Source organism: Pedobacter endophyticus (assembly GCF_015679185.1).
GTDB lineage: Bacteria > Bacteroidota > Bacteroidia > Sphingobacteriales > Sphingobacteriaceae > Pedobacter > Pedobacter endophyticus.
The window spans coordinates 1,137,023-1,163,522 of record NZ_CP064939.1; the positions used below are offsets into that span (position 1 = coordinate 1,137,023).

Sequence of the window (26,500 nt, forward strand, 5' to 3'; positions counted from 1 at the left end):
AAAACGACTTTAGTCCTAATTATGTGACTTAAAGGTAGTAGCCAAACCAAAAGGTGTTCGGAACTTCATATCAAATTTCAGTTATGAAAGCCACCGCAATACATCAAAACCACATTCCAAAGGCCAGCGCAATACTGCTGATCATGCTATGGAGTTCTACCGGGCTGTCAAAAATCCTGGGATATACCGAATTTACTAGACAGCTTACCAGTATCCTGGGCGAACAGCTATCCCTGCCAGTCTCGATGGCCGTTCCTACAGTAGAGCTTATCGCTGCGGTAACTATTGCTTTTCAAAAAACCAGAGTATTGGGTCTTTATCTCTCGCTGATGCTGCTGACCGTCTTTACCGCTTACCTCGCCCTGGTCATATTGGGATACTACCGCACCGCTCCCTGTACCTGTGGCGGTATCATTACTGCGCTAAGCTGGAAAGGGCACCTGTTGGTGAATATGATCTTGCTTTTCCTAGTGCTTTATTTATTGCTCACCTTAAAAAAAGAAAGGAGTCAGCCGTGACCTTGTGACCAGAACCGCCTGCACCGGGACCAGGTTCCCGTAGCCGGCTAACCTAAAGCAGGCTGCCCATAAAAATGCCAATAACCTAGACTGAAACACATAGGGCGAAAAGTTCAGTTAGCAAAACTAAAATTTTTCAGTTGCTTTTTCGCGAAACAAAGCAGCAAACACCATGTTAAAACAAGTAAACTTAGGCCTTGTAGCCCTCGTATTGGGGTTCGGCCTTACAATAGTAAGTAGTGCATTTAAAGGCGCAAACACATCTGCAAATAAAAGAGTTCAGTACACGTTTAACTACACGTATAGCGGAAGCGACCCCTTCAGTGTGGCGAATGTCACCGATCCAGGCCATTGGGCCTACGCTCCGGATAGTGAAGGCTGTTCAGGAGAACAAAAAGCCTGCACCATTCGAATAGATGAGGATTATGTCGATTTAAGCGCCACCCCTACGCTGAAATCGACGGCCAGCCTCACCGCCGCGCTGGATCCAAGTACAAACACAGCTTACATTACAGGTTCTGCAGATGATTTTATGAGTATTGAGAATTCAGATCAACCATAAAATTAGTTAATACCATTTAAGAAAAGCAGGGTGGCTATATTGGCCTTCCCTACTTTTCTTTCTAATTCTGCTCAATGCCCGCCTGTTCAATAATATCAACCGGAATCGGCAGCGCGTAATAAGATGCATTTGGCTGGAGGCTAACGATTTTCCCATCAATCGTCCTCGATATCAAAATGTTTCCACCCTCCCTATTGTAACGTTTGAGATCTATCCACCTCAGCCCCCGCATCAGCAGCGACTTTCGCCGTTCCAGCCGGATCTTTGCCAGTGCATCCGCGCGGTCTGATGCGGTAAGGGGAACAAAGGCTACGCCACTCTTCCACCGGGATTTTACAAGCGCATTCAGGTCCGCCATCGCCGGCGACAGATTACCCAGAAAGGCATTGCATTCTGCCCGGGTCAGGTAAACCTCGTCATTGGCGATTCCGGAAAAGAAGATCGAAGCACTTTCCGCATAGCTGCCCTTATATTGCTGATAACCACTGACCGTTTTAAAGTATGCGGTTTTGCGAAGATCATTCGCCCGATAAGATGCATAGAGCACTGAATCGATCCTTGCCCTGCTTGTTGCGTGTATGTTGAAGGGCGGGGACATTTCTGCATAAAATAGCGTTTCGGAATTATATTTTCGGAAAGTGACATTTGCAGCCAAGCTCAACACACCGGGATCATTGTTGTAATCCATCAGCTTACCATTGATTTGCAGGGATTGAGTGCTCCACTTCAATCCAGCCTCATAATTGCCCATATAGAGATAAGCCCGCGCAAGAAGTGCACATGCTGCAGCCCTGGACGGCCTCATGGGATGTACCGCAAAATCAGGCAATAGTCCAGAGGACATTTCTAAGTCAGCGGTAATACGCTGGTAGCATTCCCTAACGGTGGCCCGCTTTTCTTTTAAGTTAAAATCTGAAGATGTCCTTAGCAAAATCCCAGGATCAGAGTCGGCAGTGGCCTCATTATAAACCCTGGCATAATCTGCACTGAGCAGCAGAAAATAAAAAGACCTGAAAAAAAGCGCAGCGCCTTTGACGTTGTCCCAGGAGGCAGCGTTAACAGTTGTCCTTTTAATTTTATCTAAAAGTTCCAGCGCAATATTGCAATTGTATATCGCCTGGTAAGCATAATTCCAGTCATTGCCATACCTCACATCCACAGGCAGCCACTGATAAAAGCGCTGCCCGTTAACCGCCTGCGCATTGTAGCTAGCAGGCGGCAGAAAATAGTCATCAGCAGAGGTTTCCGAGAAACCCGGCGTGGTACGGGTATTCATGATCGGGGAATCGTCCAGCAAAGCCTGAATATCGTCCAGGCTACTGGGCGTCACGATTTTCGCATCAGATTTTACATCCAGGTATTTCTTGCAGGAAAACATCATGGCCGCAGTCAGAGCGATGAAGAGATAAATAATTGAATTTTTCATAAGCTATACTGAATTAAAAACTTCCTTTTAAGCCAAAAAGGTAGGCCCGCGAGGGTGGGATATTAGACGAATAATCAGGATCGATACCAAAGCTGTTCGCCCGCCAGAGGATACCTGCGTTTTGAATAGCTGTAAAAACTTCCAGGCTGCGAAATACCTTTTTCACCTTCACCCAGTTTGGTTTGTAAGAGAGATTAATATAATCGAGCCTGATATTATCCGCCCCGAAAATATTTACCTCCGAAGAAGCATAAAACGCATCCCTGTTCTGATCAACCGGATAAATGAATGAAGGTATAGTCGTCAGCGATTCATCCCCCGGCTCCTTCCACCGCAGCGCATAATCACTGTGACCGATGCCATTGTTGACCAGTCCGGAATAGCTAATGGTAGGCTTCATGGCATAGTAGCCAAGCTTGTAGCTGATATTGACCGATAAAGCTATATTCCGGAATATAAAGGTATTAATAAGGGAACCAAAATGTACCGGACTTGCCGAGCCGTAATAAACAATACCCTCCCCGCTTCGGTTGGCAGCCGAAAATATCGCAGCGTAATCCTTACTCACCTGGCCGTTCAGATAGCCCAGCGGATTGCCCTCCTCATCAAGCCCTGCCCACGCCAGCCCCCCTATGGCATATAAGGGCTTACCTTCGATGGGCGTAATCCTTGTTCCCGGGTTCAGTAGCTGGCCAAGCCCCGCAGAGGCGGCATTAGAATACTTAACCGTTTTAGCTACACTGTAAGTAAAATAAGCATCGGTGTTCCAGTTAAAATCACCCAACTTCAGGTTTTTGGAATGCAGCTCAACCTCGGCACCCCGACCCCGCATATCCGCTACGTTCCTGACCAGCGTTTCACTCCTTCCCCACCCGGTATAATCATAAGCGGCCGGACCATAAAGGTCAGTACCTTTTTTTACGAAATAGGAAACCGAGCCTGACACCCTTTTATCCTTAAAAGCAAAGTCAGCACCCAGGCTAAGCTGCGAAAGCTGTTCCCATTTCAAGTCCGGATTGTTGATGCTTGAAATTCTGGAAGTACGCAAGCCGGTAATCGGACTGGTATTGTAGGTGGCAATAGGCAAAGCTGTTTTTGTCAGGTCAACATTGCCGCTGTATCCAAAAGTTGCCTTAAGCCTGAGCTCCGGAAGGACGATACTCTTATAAAACCCCTCCCCCGAAATCAGCCAACCCAGTCCCGCAGACCAGAGTGGCTTCCACCTGTCGTTGGTATTTGCCCCAAAAATATTCGACCCGTCTTTTCTTGCACTTGCTGAAAGCGTGTACAGGTTATGATAAGTATAGGCCGCATTGGCATAAAAGCTTAAAAACCGGTATTGCGTTGCGGACACCGATTGTCCGGAGCCGATGATCGACGAGGTACCCCTTAAAAAGTTCGGATAGCTGTTTACAACATCCACATTTACAAAGGTCAGCGGATCCTGGGTATACCCAAACCTGGTCAAAGATGATGAGGAGGCATCAGATCCCTTCGCCTCCCCGCCCAGAATGGCATTTACCTGATGCGCACCGAAAGAGCGGTTTAGGTTAAGCTGCGCCCTCGCCGTTGATGAAGAAAGCACGCCCTCACTGCTGTTGAGTATCCCTCCCTTGGGAATAACATAACGGATGACCTCCGTAGCCCGGTTAATCTGCGTAAAACTATTCACCAGGTCACGGGCAAAATAACTCTGCTCATCAGACAAGGCTGCTAGATCAGACCGCTGCCGCTGGTACTGATAACTCAAATCCAGGTTGAGTCCCGTTAGCAGGCGGTACTTTAAAGCCACCGTGGCAAAGATTTCCTGCTGGGTAGCGTTGTTTTTCCGGTGCAGATAATCTTCAGCCGGATAAAATTTCCAGTCCAGCAGCTTACCCTGGCCAGCGGTATCGGTATAGGCGCTCCTGTAGGCGGTTGCTACCGGTAAAGCATTCCCCTCCGCGTCCCGAAAGGAAAGATAAGGGAGGATACTTCCGCCAACAGAGACCGAACCGAAGGCAGGCCTACCCGAAGCAGTCTTGTTATGGGTAAAATAAACTTTTGAACTCAATGAAAGCCTACCCGTGAGCTTAAAATCGTTAGACAAACTGATATTGATCTTGTCCGATGATGCATGGGTTTCGCCCAATGATTTATCATAACTTACTGATAGGCCGAAAGCATGCTTACTGTCACCTCCTTTCAAATTCAGCCCATATTGCTGGGTCAGCGCGTGGGTGTAAAACTCATTAAGATAAGACTCCCTGGCGTCAATACCTTTCAGCTTGTTCAGCGCATCCTCAGCCGACTGATTAGAAATTGTTCCATTTCCTTTAGCCAGTAAAAGCTCAATTGCCGGGCTCAGCGCGGCAAAAGGCGTGCTGCTGATTCGGGCATCAAAAAAACCATTATTGAACATCGTGCGCTCCACCTCAATATAATCTGAGCTGCTCATCTGCGGAGACCTGAAAAGATCAGGGACAGCAGAGACGAATACACTCGAAGAAAAGGAAGTCTCATACCTTTGATTAAACTTTCCTTTTTTAGTGGTAATGACAATTACCCCATTCCCCGCCCTTGCGCCCCAGATCGAAGCAGCCGAAGCATCCTTTAATATCGATACGTTTTCAATATCCAGTGGATTGAGGTTTGAGATATCGCTATCATAGATAAACCCGTCCAGCACAATGAGCGGATCAAGCGGTCCGTTAATGGTCCCCAGTCCGCGGATGGAAATATTGGTTTTGTTCTGTGGATTGTTGGGGTTGGTCTTCCCGATATTCAGCAGCAAACCCGAGCTCTGGCCAACCAGCCTATCCAGCAGGTTTGAGCCGCCCCTTGCGTTCAACTGATCACTATTGATCACCGCCACAGCCCCGTTGGTTTCATTCGGCCGCAGCAGCTGGTAGCCTGTATTTACCCGCACATCTCCCAAATTAACCGCAGCGGAAGATAGCTCCACATTAATCAACTGATCTAAAGAACTTACCACTAGCCGCAGAGTCTTATATCCTACCGCAGAAAATGTCAATGTGTCAGGCAGCATGGAAAGAGAAATATTAAACCTTCCATCCTGATCTGTTTGTGAACGCCCGCCTTTTGCCCCCGTGACGCTCAAGGTAACCGCTTCCCCTCCCATTGCCCTGGCTTTACCCGAAATTTTAATTCCCGTTCTATCCTGGGAGAAAGCAGATAATACCGAAAACAACAATATCAGAACAGCTGAGATCATCAGCAAAAGGTTCCATTTAAATGTATGCATATTAGATTTTAAACCGCCCATATCACATCCCCTCCTTTCCGATCACAACCTGCTCACCGTCTAAAAAACGGCGCACATTCTGCTGATTCAGCGTACCGTATCCGCTAACAGCCTTTATCCTACCATCACTGCCGACCCATACATAACAAGGTAGCCTGCGGATTTTAAAATACTCAGAAAAAAGCTCGGGCTGCGCTACAAAAGGAACCGAAAACCCCTCGTGATCCTTCAAAAAGGAACTGACAAACAGAGCTAACTTTCCCTCACCACGGTCACGGGCAGATGAATTCACCAGCACAATCCTTAACTCCTGCCCATTTACCTTCAATAGGCTGTCCACATGCGGCAGGCTCTTGATACAGCTCCCACACCAGCTCGCCCAGAAGTCCAGTATCAAAGGCTTACCCTTAAAATCTGCCAGTCTCAAAGAAGTGCCTACTCGGGCGCCAAGTAACTTAAGTTCTGCATGAAACAGAGAATCAGGAAGAGCCTGGCCAACGGAAAGCCCAATGGCCTGGTCAGGTTCCTGTGCTGCAGCCCTATTTGCGGAAAGGGCCGGAACCAGCAAAAAAAATATCAATATCTTAAAAATTCCATCACAAAATTTGGAGCAGAAAAATCCCCTGACGATAGAAATCGTTGTTTGGTTCATAAAAAAGGTTGGTTTAAGTTGATTAAAAATTCCCGGTCTCTCTAAAAAAACAGAGACTAAATACAATGCAAGGGGACCGGATTACTGTTGCATCATTAAAGAACCCATTAAAAAGTCCCCCCGCATTGCCAAACTCTATACGGGATTCTTCGGTTTTAAGGCATACAGCCGATTAAAGGGATAACAGCTACTTACCTCCATGGCCAACTCCTCTTCAACTGTTAAATAAAACGGGACAATAAAACTGAGGTTACCAATAAAATCCCAGACCACATTGCCGTAAACCGTCCAGAAACAGGTAAAATCATCAGGCACAGGTTTCTCGCCATCTGAATGCTGCAATATCTGGTCAGCCAAAGGCTTCTCCACCGCAACCTGTTCCTGCCCACTACCACCTGTATGCCACACGCTCAATTCCGCAACCGGGCTATACAAAAAAGCCCAGCAGAGAAAAAAATGCGGCAGGTAGTGATTATTGGTTATCATGGTAAAGGGTTAGTTAGGGTAAAATGAATTGGGATCGAAAAAAGAGTACTCACCCTATTCCATAAATAAAGACAAAAACCAGCCCCTCCGCCTAAAAACAGGCAGATACGGCAAACCGAATTGCGAATTAGAAAAAAGATACTTACCTTGGGAATGCGAATAACCATTGTAGCACCCTTGCCTAAAATGCAATAAAGGGCTGGCACCAGGCTAAACTAACCCACCGGGAATAAGTGCGCTCTCTCACACCAACCTCCTGTTTTTTATTGGGCTATTTTATACCTGTAATTCCAGCGCGCATTACGATGGAGAACAAATTACGTTCTTTAATAATAGTTGTAGGGAATAATCCTTTATCACTTCCTTGAAATGATAACAATTGATGGCGCGTAATTTTTTCGTTTTCATAAACGGTTAACTTTTATGTAAAACGATGCGGACTCAAAAAGCAAACTGAAACCAGATTGATAAGGAACCAATAAGGCGGACTCCAATGCTTTTGCTAGTGGTACCGTCAAGAACCGCTCAGACCGAGATCTGAGTCCACAAAAGACTAACATGAAGTCCGCCCTATTGAATATAAGATATCACGAAGATAGCAAAACTCAATAGATACGGCGAACTCACGATCATCTCATGTGGAAAGTTTGACGGTTTTCTAGCATGAGTGACATCGTTAAAGCCAGGTTTACCCTAACTCTATTTGTCGCTATAAATAACTGATAACAAATATAGTAAAATAAAACAACGCTCCAAAAGGTCGGAGCAATTTTATGAAAAAATATTCAGCAATCATATCTGAGTTGGATTACAAGATTATTCTTAAAGTAAAACAACTAAGGGAACAAGAAGGTCTTTCTCAAAGAGATCTAAGTGAAGAAATGAAGCTTAGTAAAAGTTTTGTTGGAAAAGTTGAGGCTTTAGGACAACCAGATAAATACAGCATCAGGCATTTGAATTTGATTGCTAAAGCGCTAAAGATGAAATCAGTTATAGGATTAATCCCGAAAGGGATTCAGGAATATGATATGATTGAAATAACTTACGAAAAAATCCCGAAGGTTAATAAAGACGGTAGTGAAAGTAAACAATTTTTGGAAAAAATAATTCAGATTAGAGAGATATAAAAGGGAAGTAAATCTAAGATCAATCAAAGTGAAGAAGAAATAGGAAGTTTGTTTGGGGGAGTTGAGAGATAGGCTTATAAAAACAAACTCCCCGCTAACCAAAAAGAAAAATAATAACACTTTCTTCATTTATTTCTGCCTTTGCAATGTTTGTTCCAGTGGCAACTAAGGAACGTGTTATGTGGTCCAACAAAAAAGGACTAATTAGGTTCAGCTGAAGCTGGTGCCAATAGGACAATGAAGATTTAATTTCTTTTACTTTGTTTAAGACCTGATCCCTTTCTAAACCGTCTTGTATTTCATAGTTTGTCCTGATATAAATTACAGTTTCTCGCGGAATGCTCAATTCAATCGTCTTATGGGTTACTGGACGGAAAGCTCCCATTTCTATAAACCGGGAAACATGCTTTCAGGATATTTAATGTGATATAAGGGCTTGATTAACATTGAAAGACCAAAAGAAATCTTATTTTGTAGATTAGCGATGGCGCTTTCGATCTTGTCAGAATCCGAATAGGTTCGGGAATTTCGTTTTCATTTTCACTTTCCCATTCCCAATCAATCAATACATTCCCTTTTTCATCGGTAATACTAATCAGCAATTGATTGGGGTCTCCGTCACAATCAATTTCCTTGCAGTAAGAAAGTGTTGGCGACGCATTGTAGGTATCGGCTAATAGTTCACGATCGCCATTTTTAAGTACAATTTTTGTATGGGGTAAATGCCTGTGATCTAAACTTTAACGATCAATTTCTTATCAATCTGCTCTACGTTTACCATTGCGTTTTTAGAAGCATTTTCTACAACACCCAAATTGCGGTAAGGCATATAATATTGCACAAAATCCTTGTATTCGCCTGGCATTATCCACGAAAAATCGGGATGATTGTCGGTATACACCCCGCACATAAGTTCAATATAGGGACCATCTTCGTCGGTGAGGTTCCGATCCCAAGCCTGCCCGAAATCCCCGTTGCCCCAGGTCCATTGATTTTTGCCCGGAGAGATATGATGGTTGTCAACATGCAACAAACCGCCTTTACTGTCGTTTTCGTACCCACTACAAAATTGTATTTGGAACAAACCGCCAGATAAGACGTTGGAACGGGAATATTTTTATAGCGAGAATATCGGTACCCGGCGAATAATCTACTTTGTAATAAGTTCCCTTTGCAATCGAGAAAGAAGAAAACATCACGTTTGCCATGATCAAAAACAGCGTTCACGTCAGGTGGAAAAACAGACTGATAGTCATCATTAGCCTTTACCGCCGGATTTGCCCACCATAAAAAAGTTTGTGGAAATGGTGTTCTGTTGTATAATGGGCCTTTAATTTCAAGGTAGTTTTTATCAGGATAAAGGGTAAACCCGATCGTTCCCTTTGTTCTGAACATCTTTCTACTTCGTTGCACCAAACTGTTGCGCTGCCATCTTCGTTTTCCTCAATGTAGAGTCAACGGCATCGAAAGTGGAAGGGCGGTGATGCTGGGGCCAGTTAAAATGAGCCAAGCGACCACTTTTAAGCGAAACAGTGGCCATTTTGCAGAAAACAAGTGGCCACTTTTGGAATAATCTCCAATCCACAACCTGATTTTAATATCTTAAAATGTCACTATACCTCACTCATCCACTTCCGTGAAGGTGAACATCCATTTTTCAGGATTATTCCAGTTTTTGCCTGCGAATTTCCCGATAGGGGCTTTAACAACTACAGTGTTCCATCCTTTGCGAATGTGAACGGTTGTCGGTTTCCGATATTCATAACCTTCATCTGAAAGAGGAATCTCAAGCCCCCCCTGTTGCCCGGCGTGAAGCCAGTTAGGAGGAGGGATGATCTCCCCATTAATCAAAATTTGAGAATGATGATTATCCCATTGACCTAATGGTGGTGAATCAGTTGCCTGCGATCTTGAAAAATTGTTAAAACCAATCCAAAAACTTTTTACCGTATCCTTCTCAGACCATATTTTGCGACTTGCGTACCAGGTCGTATTTTCTTTTGGATCTTTTAAAACACCCTGTATTTTTGGGGCCCACCAGTGCCTGAAAATAATTGTTCCTCCAATTGTATTTTGAGAAACTTCACTATTTAAATCAAAATGATCAAGTTCAGGATCAAATTTTTGAGCGAGATTCCCACTATTATTATAAGGACCATACAAAGCCCACTTTAATTCAGTTTGTTTTGAATAAGGAAAAGGAAGTTCTTTAAAAAATTCTTTTTTATGATCCATTAGTCGGGCTTCAAAATCTTTAAAACTTTTCAGTGCTTCATGACCGTTCAAATCAATATTAGCTACCCACGGCTTGTATCCGTTACCCACCCAGCTCCGCTCGGCAAAAGCAAGAATTGCAGGATAAACGCCATTCATTTTGATCAGATCTATTTGCTCCGCCACCGCCCTGTCGGGCCAAAGGCAGAGCGTTGCGCCTAACGCCTGCTGGTTACCTGAATCCGCACCGGCAAGCTGTCTGTTAAAAATAGTAACTACGCTTTCCAGCGGGTCCATGTGGTTTAGGTACAGGTGACGAGAATCGATGTATTGTATGTTCGTTTTACTGGATGTTACCGGGGCATCGTCCATCCATAGCTGGCGTATAGTAGATTGATCGAAATTGCCTCCCGGTTCCCAGCCAATAACCTTTTTGTTTAAAGACTTAAGAAAAGCAGAAATAGCGGAAAGAAAGTTCTTTTGGGTAATTTTAACCTCATCGGCCCCAATATGAATATAGGGAATATCGTACGTTTCGAAAATTTCAGCCAGAATATTTTTTACGATTGTAAGGCCCGAATCGCTTTGCATATCCACTTTCATTGCCCGCTTAAATGCGGCACTGTGGCCAGGTATATCAATTTCGGGCACCAAAAGTATATGGCGCTCTTTGCAATAGTTTATCAGTTCCCTCATTTCGCTCTGCGTATAATACATGCCTTTGTTTCTTTCCATAAACTCGGGCCGGGTGAGTTGCGGGTATCGCTTTATTTCGAGGCGCCAGGCAATATCTTCTGTTAAATGCAAATGAAAAATATTCAGCTTGTACAACGCCATTTTATCAATCTGCGTTTTAAGCAGCGCAACCGACTGATAGTTACGGCCAACATCAACCATGTATCCCCGCCATTTAAATGCTGGCGAATCTTCAATGTCTACCGCATCTACATAATAGCCATCGCGTGCAAGTTGGGTTAAGGTTTGTACGCCGTAATACAAACCCACCTTGTCTTGCGCACCAATCACTACATCTTGCCCGGTTACGTTTAAGGTATATGAGCCAGGTTTTTTGATGTCTGTTTTTGAGCGATTGATTTCCACCTTGATGGAGTACCAGGCATCGGCCTGCATCTTTGTAGTAAGTGAAGCGACTATTCCTAGCTTGCTCAGCATCTGTTTGAGTGCAAGGGCTTCATTCAGCAGAGAATCAGCTTTGTAATAAATATACTTTACTTTATAAAGCGGGAACAAACCTTGCACTCGGGTCACCTGTTTTGGCCGCGGAATTAAAGAAGGTTCTTGTTCAAGGCCCTTTACATAAGGAAAAATCAGGTGCTTCCATAAAGCGTATCCGGCCCCGGTAAGATGGAGCCCATCATTGGTAAATTCACCTTTCAACATGCCGTTATCATCGGTAAAAGACGAATGCAGATTGATAAATACATAAGATGTTGACGTGGCATTTTTGGCCAGCATGCTATTTAACTTTTTTACCAGATCTGCTTTGGCAGTATGCCCGCTAAATGTTTTAAAGTTGTTGTTTACCGGAAGCAGGCTTTGTACAAAAATAGCTGTAGCCGGAGTTTCGTGTTTTAAATATTTGATGATCAGCGATAGCTTGGCAAAAATACTATCGACAGAGAGGCCCTTTGCAAGATCGTTTATGCCAATCATCAAAAATATTTTTTTGCGGGCGGCGTTTCGCTATTTCGGGTAAGCGGTTAATGATGCCTGCGGTGGTTTCTCCGCTAATACCAAAATTCAATAGGTTTGCGTCTCCGAAAAGTGCCGGCCATTCGCCGCCATCCGTTAAACTGTCTCCGATAAACAGTACCGGGTTTTTATAGCCGGGCAGCAGTTCGAACTCACTTTTTTGTTGCCAATAGTAAGTTGGGAAAGCACTTGCCGGATAAGATGGCAGAACGACCTGCGAAAATCCGCTGAGCGATAAAACAATAAAAAAGAGAATGGTTAGCGTTGTTTTCATTTTGTTATCATCAAGCTAATACCCTAAACTTTTTAACAGTTCTGCGCAGTACCATTCCTGGCGGGGAAGATGAAAAGGGCCTTTAAAAAGATTCCCTTTGGCAGTTTGTGCCAGTGAACCATCTTTATGGAGATACCCGAACCACTCGCCATTTTCTTTATCGTAAAACTTTTCGTACGAATAATCGTGAACCATTTTATGCCATTGCGCATACTTTTCATTGCCCGTTAAGGTGTAGGCAAGCAGTGTAGCAATAATGGTTTCGTTGTGTGGCCACCAAAATTTCATGTCGTGCCAGTATTCCTGAACAGGCTTACCGTATACATCTTTAAAGTAAAATATTCCGCCATGCGTTTTGTCCCAACCCCGTTCCCACATATAATCGAGCATTTTACAGCCAAGGCTGATCAACTCGGGGTCGTTGTTGCGGTATTTGGCTTCGTGAAGAATAAACCATGCGCCTTCTATTGCGTGCCCGGGGTTAAGGGTTCGGCCGTCGATATGATTGATGATCGAACCATCGGGGGCAACCTGCTCCATTACACATTTGATATCGTGTTTAACAAAATCATTTTTAATCTCTTCTATCCACCTCATAATCCATTCATCGCAGCGCTCATCGCCAATGGTTTCACGAAGCTGCTGAGCGGTATTGATCATAATCATTGGCACACCAATGCCCTTTGCAGGGCGGGTTGAAGTAAACTTGGCCGGCAGCAAATGGGGTTGGGTTGAATAGGCGATGCATTTACCAAACAGATCTCTGGCTTTTTCGGCAGCCTGTTGGTCGCCGCTAGCCTTTGCATACGCTGCATTGGCGATGATTGCAAAGGTTTCCGAAAAATAATAACGCCGCTTACGGATGGGCTTACCCTCGCGGGTGAGGTGAAAAAACATCCTTCCATCGGTATCAAAACCATGTTTATTCAAAAAATCGATGCCCGATTTTGCGCCGTCGAGCCATTCTTGTTTGGCTTCTACCGTGTTATAAAGCGTAGCGAGCAGCCATGCGCCACGTCCTTGAATCCAAACCGCTTTGTCATCGTCAATTAAGCTGCCGTCAGCATCTCGCATAAACAGGTAGCCACCATGCTCGCGATCAATTGATCTTGGAAACCAGAATGGAACGGTATTTTCTAATAATTGTTTCCTGTAAAATTCCGAAAGGTGTTTAAGGTGTTGGTTGCTATAACTCATCATCATTTAGTTTAACGGCATAGAGAAGGTAGAAGCGGGAAGCCCCGCCTCGTTAATTAAATTGGCCCTGGTAAACGGCTGCCACCCGTACAATACCAGCCTTGGTTTAAAATTGGCGGGCAAAGCCAAATAAACTTTGTTGCCTGCAATAGTTGCGTTCGGCTTTAAACGATTGCCTTTTTTATCTTCTATTTCGAATCCTTTGAGGGCAACACCGCCAGCAGCTTTAAGTTGACGGGCTTGACTGAAAGTAACCACAAGCGAGTTTTCGGCAATGGCCGCCTTCACCGCTACGGGCCCGCTTGATAGTATATTTTTATGATAGGTGTGCTGTAATGCCAGTTTGGCCAGGCGCTCGCCTACTTCCTTTTTTCTTATCGGATGAACATTTAACGAATCGCCCAGATCGGAAGTAACGGCCATTGCAACGTTCGGAATTAGCGATTGCATTTTGCGCTGGGCATCTCTAAAATATGGCCACGATGGCCTGTCGAGCGACGAAAGCTGAACATAGTAAAAAGGCAGGTTACTGTTCCATTTTTTGCGCCAGCTTTGAACCAGCAATGGGAACTCCTGATTAAAAAGTGCTACGTTATGGGCATTGCTTTCTCCCTGACACCAAATTACGCCCTTAACCGCAAAGCTGGTTAATGTAGCTATTCCGGCCTCAAAATTATAGGCTGGTTCGTACGGGTGCCGCTGTTTGGGGTTTAAAGCATTCTTTAAATTAACTTCCGCCCTGCCCCTTACCCAATCCTGTATAAAATCAGATTTTCGCCAGCCGTTCACCAAATCGACCAGTAAATCATTTCCTTCCAAGGTTTTTCGGTCCATCCACGATTCAAGTGTCGACCCGCCAACGGCCATTTGAATCAAGCCTACCGGCACACGCTCATCGCGTACTATTTTTTCGCCGAAATAATAGGCTACGGCCGAAAAATCGGCAACGGTGGCCGGTTCTGGTTTCGCCCAGTTACCCGAAAAATATTTTAGTGCATTTATGCTATCCAATGTTGCACCGCCCCAGGCAATATTATCCGTTTCGGCCAGCGCATTAAATTTTAAAAGTCGTATCGGAAGATTTCCATCCAAACTATTCATAGTCGCTTTTCCGGTTAAGGACGATTTAAGTGGAAAAGCCATATTGGATTGACCGGAGCACAACCAAACATCGCCGATCAGCACATCGTTAATGATTACTTTTTTGAATTTTGACGATATTTTTAACGAATACGGGCCACCAAATTTCATCGCGGGGAACAGCACTTTCCATTTTCCATTGGCATCGGGCGCTGTTTTTAGCCTGATGTGATTAAATTCAACTTCAATTTTATCGCTAACATCCGCATCGCCGAAAACGGCAATCGGCCTGTCTCGCTGTAAAACCATGTGGTCGGCAAATAATTGGTCAATCCTAAAGCCTCCATAATTACCGGTTAAGTGTTCAAAAACAGTTTTCGCTATAATTCCGGCACCGGTAACATCGGGATGCAGGTTATCGGCAAAAAGATCGGGTCGGTTTCCCAGTGCCTCATGTAGATCGATAACTTCTAATTGGTTTTCTGCCGCAAGCTGAACAATTTTATCCTGAATTTCCCAATACCAATCGCGTGTGCCCGATTTAAAGCGGGGGTGACCACTAAAAATGGGCGAGAGTCTGCACAGATAGATCTTTATTTTCGGACTTACGGCTTTTAGCGTGTCCATTAACCATTGATAATCTGCACTGAATTCGCCATTGTAATTTGGCCAGTTCCGCGGGTCGGTATCATTAAGGCCAAGCGCTATTACGGCAATATCGGGCCGAAAAGTCAGCGCATCTGTAAATTCTTTGGTTTTATAATATGGGTTATGTCCCTTTTTAAGCAGCGTTGCCCCGCTGTGCCCAAAGTTGTCGACTTTATAGCTATCGCCGAGCAAATTTTGCAGTTGCGATGGGTAAGCGTTTTTTTCTGGCTGATTGAGCAAATAACCCGCGGTTACCGAGTTCCCTATGCAAGCAACCTTTAGTTTTTGCGCATGGCCGCGAAGTGAGATGGAAACCAAAAAAATAACAAGTAGCCGAAATGATGGTTTCATACTTTATTTGATAATGTCGCTTACCGGAACCCGTACGAAGTATAAATCGCCAGCCCCCTCGTACAGAAAGCCGATTGTTTTATGATCAATTTTGGTGAGGGCAGAATACCCGTAAAATTTACGTTCATCAATCAACAGTTCGTTTTTTTTGTTCCATTGCTCGCCTAAATCCAAACTTGCCTTAATGGTTAAGTTGTATCGGCCAGATTGCGTATTGTCGTTTCCAAAAAACACCACATCTTTTGTTTTACCTTTTACCATTACGTTGGCTTTAATAAAACTGGCCATACAAACCGGATCGGGAAGCGTATTGTACGAGGTATGGTGCTCCGTCCACGTTTTGCCCATGTTATTTGTGGTTGCTACACTCCTGAACCCTCCCCGGTTATCTCTCATATTGAGCATGAGTGTTCCGGGCAGGGTTTCGATTACCTGACTTTCGGTGGTGTTCGACTTTGGGCCGTCTTCCGTTTTCCAGTTTTTGCCATGATCTGAACTGTAAACAATTGTTGAATGGGGCATGGCGTGCTCATCCCAATATTGAGCGGCAAAAACCAGTTTGCCATCGGCCATGGCTATTCCGCTGCCGGGGCCATTAAAAAAGAGGTTCCATTCCGGATCTTTTACCGAAGGGGTAATGCTTACCGGTGCCGACCAGGTACGTCCGTCATCATCACTGCTAACCAATACCAGTTGGCCGGTTACATCTTCGGACAGGCCGGGCTTTGAGCCAGCAATAGAACGGTTTCCTTTACTCCATAAAGCGGCCACCCAAATCTTTTTGGTAACAGGATCAAAGAGCACAGCCGGATCGCCAACGCCGTTATTCTCGTTCGGTGCGCCCATATCCATAATCACTTTCATGGGTTCCCAGCTTTTGCCCCCGTCGGTGCTTCGGCTCATTCCTACATCAATATTTCCGGGTAAATCGCCTGAGTTTTTGTAACGAACATCGTAAACGGAAATGAGCGTGCCCTGATCTGTAGTTGCAATTCCCGGGATGCGGAAAGTATGTATTCCGTTTTCCCCGGCTTGTTTAACCGCCACACCGAGCCGTTTAACATAGCCCGAACCTTTTTGGTTGGTTTTATAGGTTTTCTTTTCAATGTCTTCAATCTCGCTCACGTGAAATTCGACCTTTGAATCGAGATCAGCGTCATCGTTTAGTTTCCCGCTGAACCAAATGTAATGCAAGCCGGGGCCAATGTTGAGGTCGACATTTGCATCATTATCAGCTGCTTTAGGATTTATTGTTGCTATTTTATTTGTTGCCGAAAATAATGGCTCCTGATTGGTAAAATACACGTCGATTTTTTCAAGCGCACTGATGCCCTGCGAGTTCAGCTTAGTTTTGAGTTTTTTCAGCTGAATTCCTTTTTCGCCTGCGGGGATGTAAATCATAATGCGCAAAAGCGGATTTGAAGTTTCGCCTTTTATTATAGGAACAACGGGAGCGGTTGTAGTTACTGAGATGTTCTGCTGCGCTAAAAGTGGCAATGAAAACAGTAAAAATGCCAAAAGCATAGTTAAACGGCTCACTATATTTAAGTGTTTCATATTTTCTGGTTTAAGCTTCAAAGTCGTTAAATTTTGGGCGGAGAAAGTAAAGCTGCAGTGCAAGTGCAACGAGAACAATGCCTGAGAGCATGGCAAAATCTCTGCCCAGGCTTCCCGAATCGGTTGATTTGCCAAGCAGATCGGTAATAAACGCACCTGCAAAAACACCAATCATATTCATTACGCCATAAGCAGTGGCCCGTTGTTTTGCCGAAACAAACTGGCACAATATGGGCATATTGTTTGCATCGAACATGCCGTAGCCGAAGCCGAAACAAAATGCGGCCCCGATTACGTTTAAAAGCGAATGGCCAAAACCAATGAGCAGCAAGGATGGAATGGTGAGTGCCAGGCCGATGGCACTGGTATAAATGCGGCCTTTAATGTTTTTCTGAACCCATTTATCGGAAAGTATGCCCCCGAAAATTACGCCCAGAAATGATGAAGCGGCAATTGTAATGGTAGAGATTGGACCTGCTTTGGCCATATCAATTCCGAGGTTGCCTGCAAAAAGTGTTGGAAGCCAATTTTTTGTGGCCCACCCGGGCAGGCTCGGAATTGCAAAATAAATCAGAATAATCCAGAAAGAACCGTTACCCAATAGCGAACGCAAGCCTTTGATAAGGGGAATTTTCACCTGCGACAGATCATGCTCGTCAGCTATGGCAGGTTTCTTTTCGCGAAGAAAAAGGACCAAGATCAGTGCATAAGCAATGCCGACAAAGCCAAATGAATGAAAAGTGGTTTGCCACGAAAATTCGGAGGCGATAGTGGCACCAAACCCGCCAAGGGCTTGCCCCATGTAAAGCCCCGTCATGTGTATACCGATAGCCAGCGAACGTGTTTTTGAACTGTGGTAATCGGCAATTAGCGAAAGTGCTGCCGGAATATACAAAGCCTCGCTTACGCCCATTAGTGCCCTTAACCAGTAAATTTGGCTAAATGTTGTGGCGTAACCCATTAGGAAAGTAACGAGCGACCAAACCATTAAACTGCCAACAATGAGCCATTTGCGGTTTAGTTTATCGGCAATTATACCGGATATGGGGCTCATGAGGCCATAAATCCACAGAAATATGGACATCAGATAGCCGAAATTTGTTGCTGATCGCAATTCGGCCAAATCGATTTGCATGGCTGGTTTCATTGTAGAAAGCATTTGCCTATCCATATAGTTCAGCAGTGCGACAAACCACAACAGCCCCACTACAACCCAGGCGTATCGCTTTGAATCTTTCATTTCGTAAACTTTAATTTGCCTGTTAAAATATTCGGCGTTCTTACGCCAGCCCGAATTTCGCCACCTGCTATAAAGACCTGGTTTTGGTAAACAACGGCATTAACGGTTACTGTACCATAAGGCATCTGATTGTTCAACTGGCGCCAGTTATGGCCAAACAGGTTAAATTTCAGCATCTTTTTACTAAAACCGGGGTGGGTTGATTGAACAGTCGCTTTTTCTTTATTTAAAATTTCTTTCTTGTGTTCGTCCTTCTCGTTTTCGATAGCGATAATCAGCCGCTCTGCTTTATTAAAGGTTTCGCCAACATCTCCGCTAAAAATGAGGATATCGTCTCCGGCTATCACACCAGAGGCCGCTGAAAGCGGAAAAGGGAGCGGCGGCATTTGTTTCCATAAATCTTTTTTGATATCATAAGCGTAAAATCGATCAGAAATTTCGCTTACTGCTCCAGCAGCTTTACTCCTACCGCCAACAAGGTAAACCTGACCGCTTTTTTCGCAGCCGAGCAGCACAGCGTGCGAACATGCATTTGGCAAATCTGTTAACGCTGTCCAGCCCTGTGTTGTATGTTCTAAATTAAGGGTTAGAAATTGCTGCTTTGCACCAGAAGGCACTTCGCCCCCGGCCAGGTATAAAACTTTCCCAACAATGGTTAGCGAGGCATTGGTAATGCCGAAGGGCAAATCGGGCAAATATTGTATCGTTAAAATTTCATCTTGTGGTTTCCAATTGAGAATAAGCACCTTACTACTTAAGCCCTTTTCGTTCTCTCCGCCAGCCAAAACAATACCCTTTTCGGTACTGCAAGTGGCGGCATAGGCTAAATTAAATGGCAGTTTGTAGCTTACAGGCGATGCAGTTAAAGACTTTTGGGCCTTTATATTTGGGTAAACGATTGCTAAATCGTAATAATGTTTCTTTCCCCCAAGCCATGGCATTTTATCGGGAAAGTTTGTTCCACCGCCAACAATGAGCGCACCATTATGAATTCCAGAAGCTGCGCCCGCAAGTCCGATTGATTCTTGCTGGTTTAAAGTTGGTGGCAATTTTGCCGATATTTCCCAGTCAATACGCTCTACAGAGCGGTTTTGCGCTATAACGTTTGGTATTAAAATTGAATTTAACAAGAAAGTAAGGTGTATGATTTTCATTAACAATAATTAGCATTGTATTTGGCAAACCTGCTCGGGACAGTAAGGGGATGAACTAACTTTTTGAACAAAACTGATCAAAGCCAAGGGCAGCAACATCTGCTGAAAAAGCGGAGAACTGCTCGGGGCTCATATTACGCACCGGAAGCCGAAAGTTACCACAATCTATATTAATTTGCTTCATGTAGGCCTTACCCGTTGCAATTCCGCCGTATTTACCCAAAAGCCTGATGAAATCAATCGATTTTTGCTGCAACAGGGCGGCAGTTTCAAAATCATTTTTCTCAAAAGCTTTTAAAAGGTGATGATATAAGGGTGCAATATAATTAAATGTGCTGCCAACAGCTGCTTTTACGCCTAAAACCAGGGCCGAGAGCATATTTTCGTCTCTCCCCCAAAGCATATCATATTTGCCGTTATCGAAATTCATGCACGAAAGAAAATCCATAAAATCTTCGTGAGTATATTTAATGCCGGCAAAGTTTTCGATTTTAGAAACCGCAGCCAGCAGATCGATCATTGCAATATTTGCTCCTGTTAATACGGGAATGTGGTAATAATAAAAAGGCATTTGAGGCACTTCGGCGGCTATTTCTGCACACATTTCTGCCAGAACCCCGGCGTTGGCAGGCTTAAAATACGATGGTGCCGTAAACGATACCGCGTACAATCCTATCGAATAAGCATGGCGGGCAAGCACTTTACAATCTGCTATGCAGGTGCCTCCCAGCAGGGCCATAACCTTAAATTCAGCGTCGTTTTTGGTAGCTGCTGCCCAGGCTTCTGCAACCTGCATTTTTTCTTCTAAAGTTAACGAAACCCCTTCGCCGGTCGAACCGCAAATAAATGCGCCCGCAACGTTATTGGTTTTTAATAAATGGTAATAGGAAGGAATTAGCCCTAAATTTAACTTTCCCTCGGCATCAAAAGGTGTGAAAGGAGCAGCAATTAATCCCTTAAGTGGTGTGAAGTTCATTTCTTCGATTTAAAATTTAATAGATATTCTGTAATAGCTAAGCGGAGTGAAAATTAAAAATCCACTTAGCTATTATAAAGGTGATGTAAACACTGTTCGGCTTAGCGTGGTTTTGTTGTGGCATAACCGGGCGTTTGATTAACGAGCGGGTCGTTTGTCCATATTGCCGGCTCAATTGGCCAAAGAATTTTATAACCCTGCGTGGCCTTATCGAGCACCCCGTATTTTTGCGATGCGGATTTAAATACCAACGGCTCGTTGCCATATTTCATCCGTCGTAAATCATACCATCTTTTGCCCTCAAACACAAACTCTTTGCTTCTTTCAGAAAATATAGCCAGTTCGTTTGCATCCTTTCCACTGTTTACAAATGGCGTCGGGTCGGCAGCAGGCGCAAACGCCCTGTCGCGAATTTGTTTGATGTATGCAGATGGATCACCTCCCTCGGCATTAACAATTTCGGCAAGCATCAATATCCTGTCGGCTTCGCGATACACTGGCCAATCGTCGGTAAAATATTTTTTATTGGTAGTTGTTGCCGGATCTGGCCCAATAAACTTCACCAATGCCGTATTGCGTACAGTAGGCACACGTGGGTTTACGGCGGTATTCACTTTGTAATAATCGTAAAATGTGGCATTCCTCCTGTTATCGGTTAGCTGATAACTTTGAAACAACTCAAAAGTATAGGCGTACCGTTGTATAACCTGTTGCGAATTGGTTAATGCCAACTTTAACGGATCGACCAAAAAATTTCCTACTCCGGCTGTTGCCAGGGAGTCTTTGTAATGTTGCCCATCAAAATTAAAGGTTGAATAGGTAAATGCACCAACGTTGGGCATTTCGGCTTCGCCTACTGCGTAACGCACAGCAAAAATGATCTCGGCATTGTTTTTCGTTTTAAAAACATTGGCAAAACTAGCGGCCGTGCCCGTTAAAAGGCTTGGGCCTGTAATTGCATTAAGGGCGGCCTTGGCCTCGGCCAAATCAGCAGTTGTGCCATAAACCTTTGCCGACCACAGGTACACTTCTCCTTTTAACATTAACGATGCATTTGGCGACCATAACGTTTTATCTGCGCTGGTTACACCACTATAAAGGCTTACAGATTTATCGATGTCGGCTTTTATCGCAGCTAAAACTTCGGCCTCTGTTGCTCTGGCTTTGCGCAATTCGATCGGGTCTGTTTTACCATTAGAAACCTCGGGCTCTAAACGGATGGGAACGCCTCCATAAGTGCGCAGTAAATGGAAATAATAATAAGCCCTTAAACCATAAGCCTGCCCTAAAAATGCTTTCTTTCTGGCTTCGGTTAAAAATGTAATGGCTTCAACGCGTTGAATAAACAGGTTTATTTGCAAAATTGGCCCATAAAACCCTGCCCAGCTACCTACCCCGCTCGAATTTTCGGAAAGGTCTTGCTGTATAATCGGAAGCTCGTTTAACGAAGTATTTTGCCTATCAACGTTACTAAAGCTTCCGCCTCTCATTTCGCCGAGGCGCTCAAATTGAAACTGATTGTTTCTGAATTGGTTGTGTATCCCCGCCATAAAATTATTGACCTGCGCTTCGTTTTGCCAAAAATTTCCGTCGCCGAAATAATCCTCGGGACTGAGGTCTAAAACTTTCTTGCAGGATACTGTACTTACAATTACAGTAAATACCAGTATAATATATTTGAACTTGTTCATGATAATGCTTTAAAAAGTTAGGTTAGCGCCAAAAACCAATTGTGTGGGTATAGTGTAAGCACTATTTTGCGAACCGGTACGTTCGGGTAAATTAAGTTGCTTATTGGTGATATAGCCAAGATTTTGCCCGGTAACGGTGAATACCAGATTTGATATTTTTACTTTTTTGAGTAAATCGCGTGGAATGGTATAACTTAAAGAAACTTCCCTAAAATTGAGGTAACTCGAATTTACCCAGAACATATCGCTCGGCCTGTCGAAATTCTTTGCATTCAACTGATCTGCCCAGGTGTATCGTGGTAGTGAGGCGTTCGGGTTTTGCGGTGTCCAGGTATCTTTAACTGCTTCAGTTGCATTAAACTCGCCCTGAAAACTGCCAAGCGCCCACAATTGCATAAAATCCATTTGTTTAAAGCCGATTGCAAAATCCAATCGGGCAAACAAACTTAAACCCTTCCACGAAACAGACGTTGTAAAACCGCCCGTCCAACGTGGCAAAGTGTTCCCCAGTTTAACCATATCGCGGGTATCGATGGTATCATTCTGATCGATGTCTTTCCATCTTGCATCGCCCAGTTGTGTAGCAATAAATGTTGGTGCCGATGCATTTGGGTTTAAATTTTTGGCAGTAATCAGGGCCTGACTGGCTACTTTTTTACCGGCCGAGGCACCATACCATACCTGCCCCGCAGCTAAATCTACTTTATTGTAGCCCGCAAGATCGGCTGCATTTCTTATTATGCCGTCCTGCACAAAGCCATATATTGCACCGGGCTCCTGGCCTTCTTGCAAACCGCCTACCCAAATTAAACTATTGGTACGCGGGTCGTAAATTTGTTGCCCACCCTGTCTGTTGTTTTCATTTCCGTTATACGGAAGTTTAACAACCTTGTTTTTGTTCCACGATGCGTTTGCCCCAACTTCCCATTTTACGGCACCTTTTTGCAATACCTTATAACTGGCTTCTAATTCAACGCCGGTATTTCTGAATGTTCCGTTATTGGTACGAATTTGCGAAACGCCGGATGAGGTTGGAGTTTGCACAAAGGTGAGCTTATCTGATGTTACCCTATTGTACACCGCGGCGCTCGCTGTTAATCTGTTTTTAAAGAACCCGAAATCAAAACCACCTTCTACAGTTTTACTTATTTCGGGAGTTAATTTCGGATTTGCTGGCGTATTTAAGAAACCAATTACGCCATTGTAAGCGGTTTGCGGGCCGTAAGCGCCCTGAAGTTCGTACAAACCAATGGCATTTGATGTTCCAATACCTATGTTTCCGCTTTTACCGTAACTTGCTCTAACTTTTAAAAAGGATAGCCAGTTTGTGGTCGACTGCATAAAATTCTCTCTCGATGCTACCCAGCCAACAGATCCGGCAGGGAATACCCCATATTGATTATCACCGATCAATCTCGAAAAACCATCTCTCCTAACGGTAAGCTGAGCCAGGTATTTTCCGTCCCAATCGTAATTTACATTGGCAAACTGCGACATAATGCGTTCTCGCTGATGATAGGAATCAATGCTGCGTGCACCGATACCGGCAACATCATTTACCGTTAAGCCAAGATCCTGAAAATCATCTGTAGGTGCCAGTTTACCGCTGGCGGAGAAACCTTTTGCATAAGCATCAAAATATTCTGCTCCCAGTAAGGCGTCGAAGTTGTTTTTACCAAACTGTTTTTTGTAATTAAGAACGGCATTGTAAGTTTGGTTTGTAGTACGACCGAAAGATGCAGCCGACCCTCGGTCTCTGTTCCATCCTGTTGCAGAATTGGTCAAACTCATTATGCCTGTTCTAAAATCTTTATTGAAACTTTCGTTAAATGCTTCATCGTAAAATAAAACGCCTTTAACTCTTAAGAATAAATCTTTCGTAAAATTTATTTTAAAGGCCTGGCTCATCGTAATTTTATCTCGCTGATTGTTTACTTTAAACTTATCGATGTTAACTATCGGGTTACCATCACTGGCATCACGCCCCAAAATCAAATCGCCATTTTCGTTGGTACCACGCATGGTTGGCGGTGCAGAAAGCATGCGGCCCCAGTAATTACTTTCGCCATTAAAAAGCGATTCGTCTCTGTAATTGGCCCTGATAAACTGTAAACTGCTTTCTGATTTTAGCCAGCTTTTGATATTATAATCGCCATTAACGGTGAAATTTAAACGGCGGTAAAATGTGGCCAAAGAGAGGCCGCCTTCATTAAAGTACCCTAAGTTGGCGTAATATGCCCCCTTTTCGTTTCCGCCGGTCATGCTAACATTATAATCTTGAGTAAGTGAAGTTTTTTTCAAGCCATAATCACCGTAGTTAAAATCCTTATAAATCAAATCGGCAAAAGTTCCGTTCGGATCATAATTACCCGCAGCATTTGTAGGCACAGCGTCTTTCATGGTTTTCCAGCCTGGTTTGCCCAATAATTCCTGGTTCACTGAATTTAAGCGCATGGTACTCCAAATAGCCGCACTACTGTAGTTGCCATCCAATATGTTTCCTGCGGCGTCCTTATAAAGGTTTCCCGTACTTCTGGGCCCCACAGCAGATAAGGCTGTATTTGAGGTTACTGTGCCCAGCGTTCCATTTTTTATCGCTTCTACCACGCCTAACCTCGTCCACTTGATGTAATCTTCTGCATTTAAAAATTCGTAGGGAGTATTTAAATAATTAACGCCCGTATGCGATTTTAATGTAATAGCCGAGGTACCTGCCTTGCCTCTTTTTGAAGTAATTAAAATTACCCCGTTGTTGGCCCGTGCGCCGTAAATAGCGGTTGCAGCGGCGTCTTTTAACACTTCAATGCTTTCAATTTCTTCGGAGTTAATGTCGCTGAGCGATCCTCGAACCTGACCATCCATCAAAATCAGCGGGCTGCCGCTGCCGTCGAAATTAGTACCTCCTCTTAAAGTAACGCTTGCCGCAGAACCGGGCCGACCAGTAGCGGTAGAAACCCTTAAACCCGGAATAGTTCCGGCTAAGGCCTGAGCAGGATTGGAACGAACACCGGTTTCTAAAACCTTTGTATCTAGTTTTGATACCGAACCGGTTAATTTCGATTTCTTAATTGTGCTGTAACCCACAATCATCACTTCATCTAAATCCTTGTTATCCTGCACCAATGATACATTGATAACAGCGGCGCTTCCAACTGTAATTTCTTTGGTGGTAAACCCGGTTATCGAAACCACCAGCACGTCTCCGTTTTTGGCCGGAATTTTATAATTCCCGTTAACATCTGCCGCTACAGCAGTTTTTGTGCCTTTTAATCTGATGGTTGCACTCGGAATGCCTGTTTTCGTTCCATCAGTAATTTGACCCGATATCATACCGGTTTGTGCCATAGCTGCAAGCGTGGTTAAGCATGCGGCCAAGCTAAGTAGCAAGTACCTAGCAAATGTTTGGTAAATTTTCTTCATTTCAAGTTATAAGGTTAGATTATGTTATACATAATAATTCGAAATAACAGATTATTTTGTTTATTTGCAAATATTTAACAATTAATTTTTAGCGCTCAATTTGGCCATAATGCTATATTTGCGTTACAGGCCATTTAAAAGGCGCTTTACTTATAATACATAATAATGGATTCGATACTTGATTTTAATAAAGTGGATACCAGTTCGTTGGTCGATCGTGTTGAGGATAATCTGGTTCAGTTACTGCAAGAAAAAAAACTCAAAGTTGGCGACAGCATTCCCACTGAGCTCGAACTCTGCAACATTTTGGGTGTAAGTCGCACCGTTGTTCGCGAAGCCCTGCTCCGTTTAAGGTTGATGGGTTTAATCGATTCTAAAAAAAAGAAAGGGTCTGTCATTACATCGCCCGATATATTTGGGGTTTTGAGCAAGAGCATGAACCCTCATATTCTGGATCAGGAAACGTTAAAGGAAATTTTTGAGATCCGTTTAGTTTTAGAAATTGGAATGGCCGATTTTCTTTATCACAAAATCAGCAAGGAGGATATAGAAGAACTAAAGGTAATTGTTGGCAATGAACCAGCCGGGGCGAGCGATTTCTTATTCAACATTGAGCATGAAATTGCGTTTCACGGAAAATTGTATGAAATAACGGGTAATTCTACGCTGAAAAAATTCCAAAACCTGCTTCTGCCAATTTTTGATTACGTAAACAACAGCGGTCTTTTAAAAAAGAATGCCAAGCTTCATAAGTTCGTTTCGCACAAGGGTTTGGTTGATATTTTAGAAAACGGTTCTCCCGAAATTTTTCGCAATGCGATGAGAAACCACCTTGAAAATCATTTTGCACGGCTTTTTTCGGAAGACTAACGCATTTCTTCAGGGCAGACCAAATTTTGAAAGTATTTTGAGGCAGTTTAACGATGGTTCATCGCCTTAGCAACCTTGAAATTTTTTACAGGGGTAAACA

At 43.9% G+C, this 26,500-nt stretch carries 19 protein-coding genes; 4 read left to right on the forward strand and 15 right to left on the reverse strand.

The window, feature by feature from the left end; all coding sequences use genetic code 11:
• The first annotated feature begins 83 nt into the window (after positions 1–83).
• Both IZT61_RS04530 and IZT61_RS04535 read left to right on the forward strand, forming a co-directional pair.
• The gene (locus tag IZT61_RS04530) at positions 84–518 is read left to right on the forward strand and encodes a MauE/DoxX family redox-associated membrane protein (protein WP_196100006.1); all 435 of its coding nucleotides are present in this window, start codon (positions 84–86) and stop codon (positions 516–518) included.
• A 172-nt stretch (positions 519–690) separates the two neighbouring features.
• On the forward strand, positions 691–1,080 hold the full coding sequence (locus IZT61_RS04535) for a hypothetical protein (protein WP_196100007.1): 390 nt from the start codon (positions 691–693) through the stop codon (positions 1,078–1,080).
• Between the two features lie 61 nt (positions 1,081–1,141).
• Here IZT61_RS04535 and IZT61_RS04540 read toward each other — a convergent pair whose 3' ends face one another.
• The 4 genes from IZT61_RS04540 to IZT61_RS04555 form a co-directional block, all read right to left on the reverse strand.
• A complete protein-coding gene (locus IZT61_RS04540; RefSeq protein ID WP_196100008.1) occupies positions 1,142–2,506 on the reverse strand; it encodes a RagB/SusD family nutrient uptake outer membrane protein in 1,365 nt (454 codons plus the stop codon).
• Positions 2,507–2,519: 13 nt separating this feature from the next.
• Complete coding sequence (locus tag IZT61_RS04545; protein ID WP_196100009.1) at positions 2,520–5,750, reverse strand: SusC/RagA family TonB-linked outer membrane protein; 3,231 nt, start codon at positions 5,748–5,750, stop codon at positions 2,520–2,522.
• Positions 5,751–5,772: 22 nt separating this feature from the next.
• Complete coding sequence (locus IZT61_RS04550; protein ID WP_196100010.1) at positions 5,773–6,402, reverse strand: TlpA family protein disulfide reductase; 630 nt, start codon at positions 6,400–6,402, stop codon at positions 5,773–5,775.
• A 135-nt stretch (positions 6,403–6,537) separates the two neighbouring features.
• Entirely contained in the window at positions 6,538–6,888 is a 351-nt protein-coding gene (locus IZT61_RS04555) for a hypothetical protein (RefSeq protein WP_196100011.1), read from the reverse strand.
• Positions 6,889–7,661: 773 nt separating this feature from the next.
• On the opposite strand from IZT61_RS04555, the gene IZT61_RS04560 reads away from it, so the two are divergent.
• On the forward strand, positions 7,662–8,015 hold the full coding sequence (locus tag IZT61_RS04560) for a helix-turn-helix domain-containing protein (RefSeq protein ID WP_196100012.1): 354 nt from the start codon (positions 7,662–7,664) through the stop codon (positions 8,013–8,015).
• 733 nt (positions 8,016–8,748) lie between these two features.
• Here the strand turns inward: IZT61_RS04560 and IZT61_RS22385 are convergent.
• The 11 genes from IZT61_RS22385 to IZT61_RS04615 all read right to left on the reverse strand — a co-directional run bounded on the left by IZT61_RS22385 (position 8,749) and on the right by IZT61_RS04615 (position 25,530).
• Positions 8,749–9,099 carry a DUF5107 domain-containing protein gene (locus tag IZT61_RS22385; protein WP_262895708.1) on the reverse strand — a complete coding sequence of 117 codons (351 nt, stop codon included), beginning with the start codon at positions 9,097–9,099 and terminating at the stop codon, positions 8,749–8,751.
• Positions 9,100–9,635: 536 nt separating this feature from the next.
• Positions 9,636–11,903 carry a family 20 glycosylhydrolase gene (locus IZT61_RS04570; RefSeq protein WP_196100013.1) on the reverse strand — a complete coding sequence of 756 codons (2,268 nt, stop codon included), beginning with the start codon at positions 11,901–11,903 and terminating at the stop codon, positions 9,636–9,638.
• On the reverse strand, positions 11,860–12,216 hold the full coding sequence (locus IZT61_RS04575) for an SGNH/GDSL hydrolase family protein (RefSeq protein ID WP_196100014.1): 357 nt from the start codon (positions 12,214–12,216) through the stop codon (positions 11,860–11,862). Before IZT61_RS04575 ends, IZT61_RS04570 begins: the two co-directional genes overlap by 44 nt.
• 15 nt (positions 12,217–12,231) lie before the next feature.
• The gene (locus tag IZT61_RS04580) at positions 12,232–13,419 is read right to left on the reverse strand and encodes an AGE family epimerase/isomerase (RefSeq protein WP_230383848.1); all 1,188 of its coding nucleotides are present in this window, start codon (positions 13,417–13,419) and stop codon (positions 12,232–12,234) included.
• A complete protein-coding gene (locus tag IZT61_RS04585) occupies positions 13,420–15,492 on the reverse strand; it encodes a GDSL-type esterase/lipase family protein (protein ID WP_196100015.1) in 2,073 nt (690 codons plus the stop codon).
• 3 nt (positions 15,493–15,495) lie between these two features.
• Positions 15,496–17,049: a sialidase family protein gene (locus IZT61_RS04590; RefSeq protein WP_196100016.1), complete on the reverse strand. Its 1,554-nt coding sequence runs from the start codon at positions 17,047–17,049 to the stop codon at positions 15,496–15,498.
• A gap of 10 nt (positions 17,050–17,059) precedes the next feature.
• A complete protein-coding gene (locus IZT61_RS04595; protein ID WP_196100017.1) occupies positions 17,060–18,289 on the reverse strand; it encodes an MFS transporter in 1,230 nt (409 codons plus the stop codon).
• Positions 18,286–19,443: a hypothetical protein gene (locus IZT61_RS04600; RefSeq protein WP_196100018.1), complete on the reverse strand. Its 1,158-nt coding sequence runs from the start codon at positions 19,441–19,443 to the stop codon at positions 18,286–18,288. Before IZT61_RS04600 ends, IZT61_RS04595 begins: the two co-directional genes overlap by 4 nt.
• A 55-nt stretch (positions 19,444–19,498) precedes the next feature.
• On the reverse strand, positions 19,499–20,419 hold the full coding sequence (locus IZT61_RS04605) for a dihydrodipicolinate synthase family protein (RefSeq protein ID WP_196100019.1): 921 nt from the start codon (positions 20,417–20,419) through the stop codon (positions 19,499–19,501).
• Positions 20,420–20,520: 101 nt separating this feature from the next.
• A complete protein-coding gene (locus IZT61_RS04610) occupies positions 20,521–22,110 on the reverse strand; it encodes a RagB/SusD family nutrient uptake outer membrane protein (RefSeq protein WP_196100020.1) in 1,590 nt (529 codons plus the stop codon).
• Between the two features lie 9 nt (positions 22,111–22,119).
• Positions 22,120–25,530, reverse strand: a complete 3,411-nt coding sequence (locus IZT61_RS04615; protein ID WP_196100021.1) for a SusC/RagA family TonB-linked outer membrane protein — start codon at positions 25,528–25,530, stop codon at positions 22,120–22,122.
• A gap of 165 nt (positions 25,531–25,695) precedes the next feature.
• Here IZT61_RS04615 and IZT61_RS04620 point away from each other — a divergent pair, with 165 nt between their 5' ends.
• Positions 25,696–26,400: a FadR/GntR family transcriptional regulator gene (locus IZT61_RS04620; protein ID WP_196100022.1), complete on the forward strand. Its 705-nt coding sequence runs from the start codon at positions 25,696–25,698 to the stop codon at positions 26,398–26,400.
• The last annotated feature ends 100 nt before the right edge of the window (positions 26,401–26,500 follow it).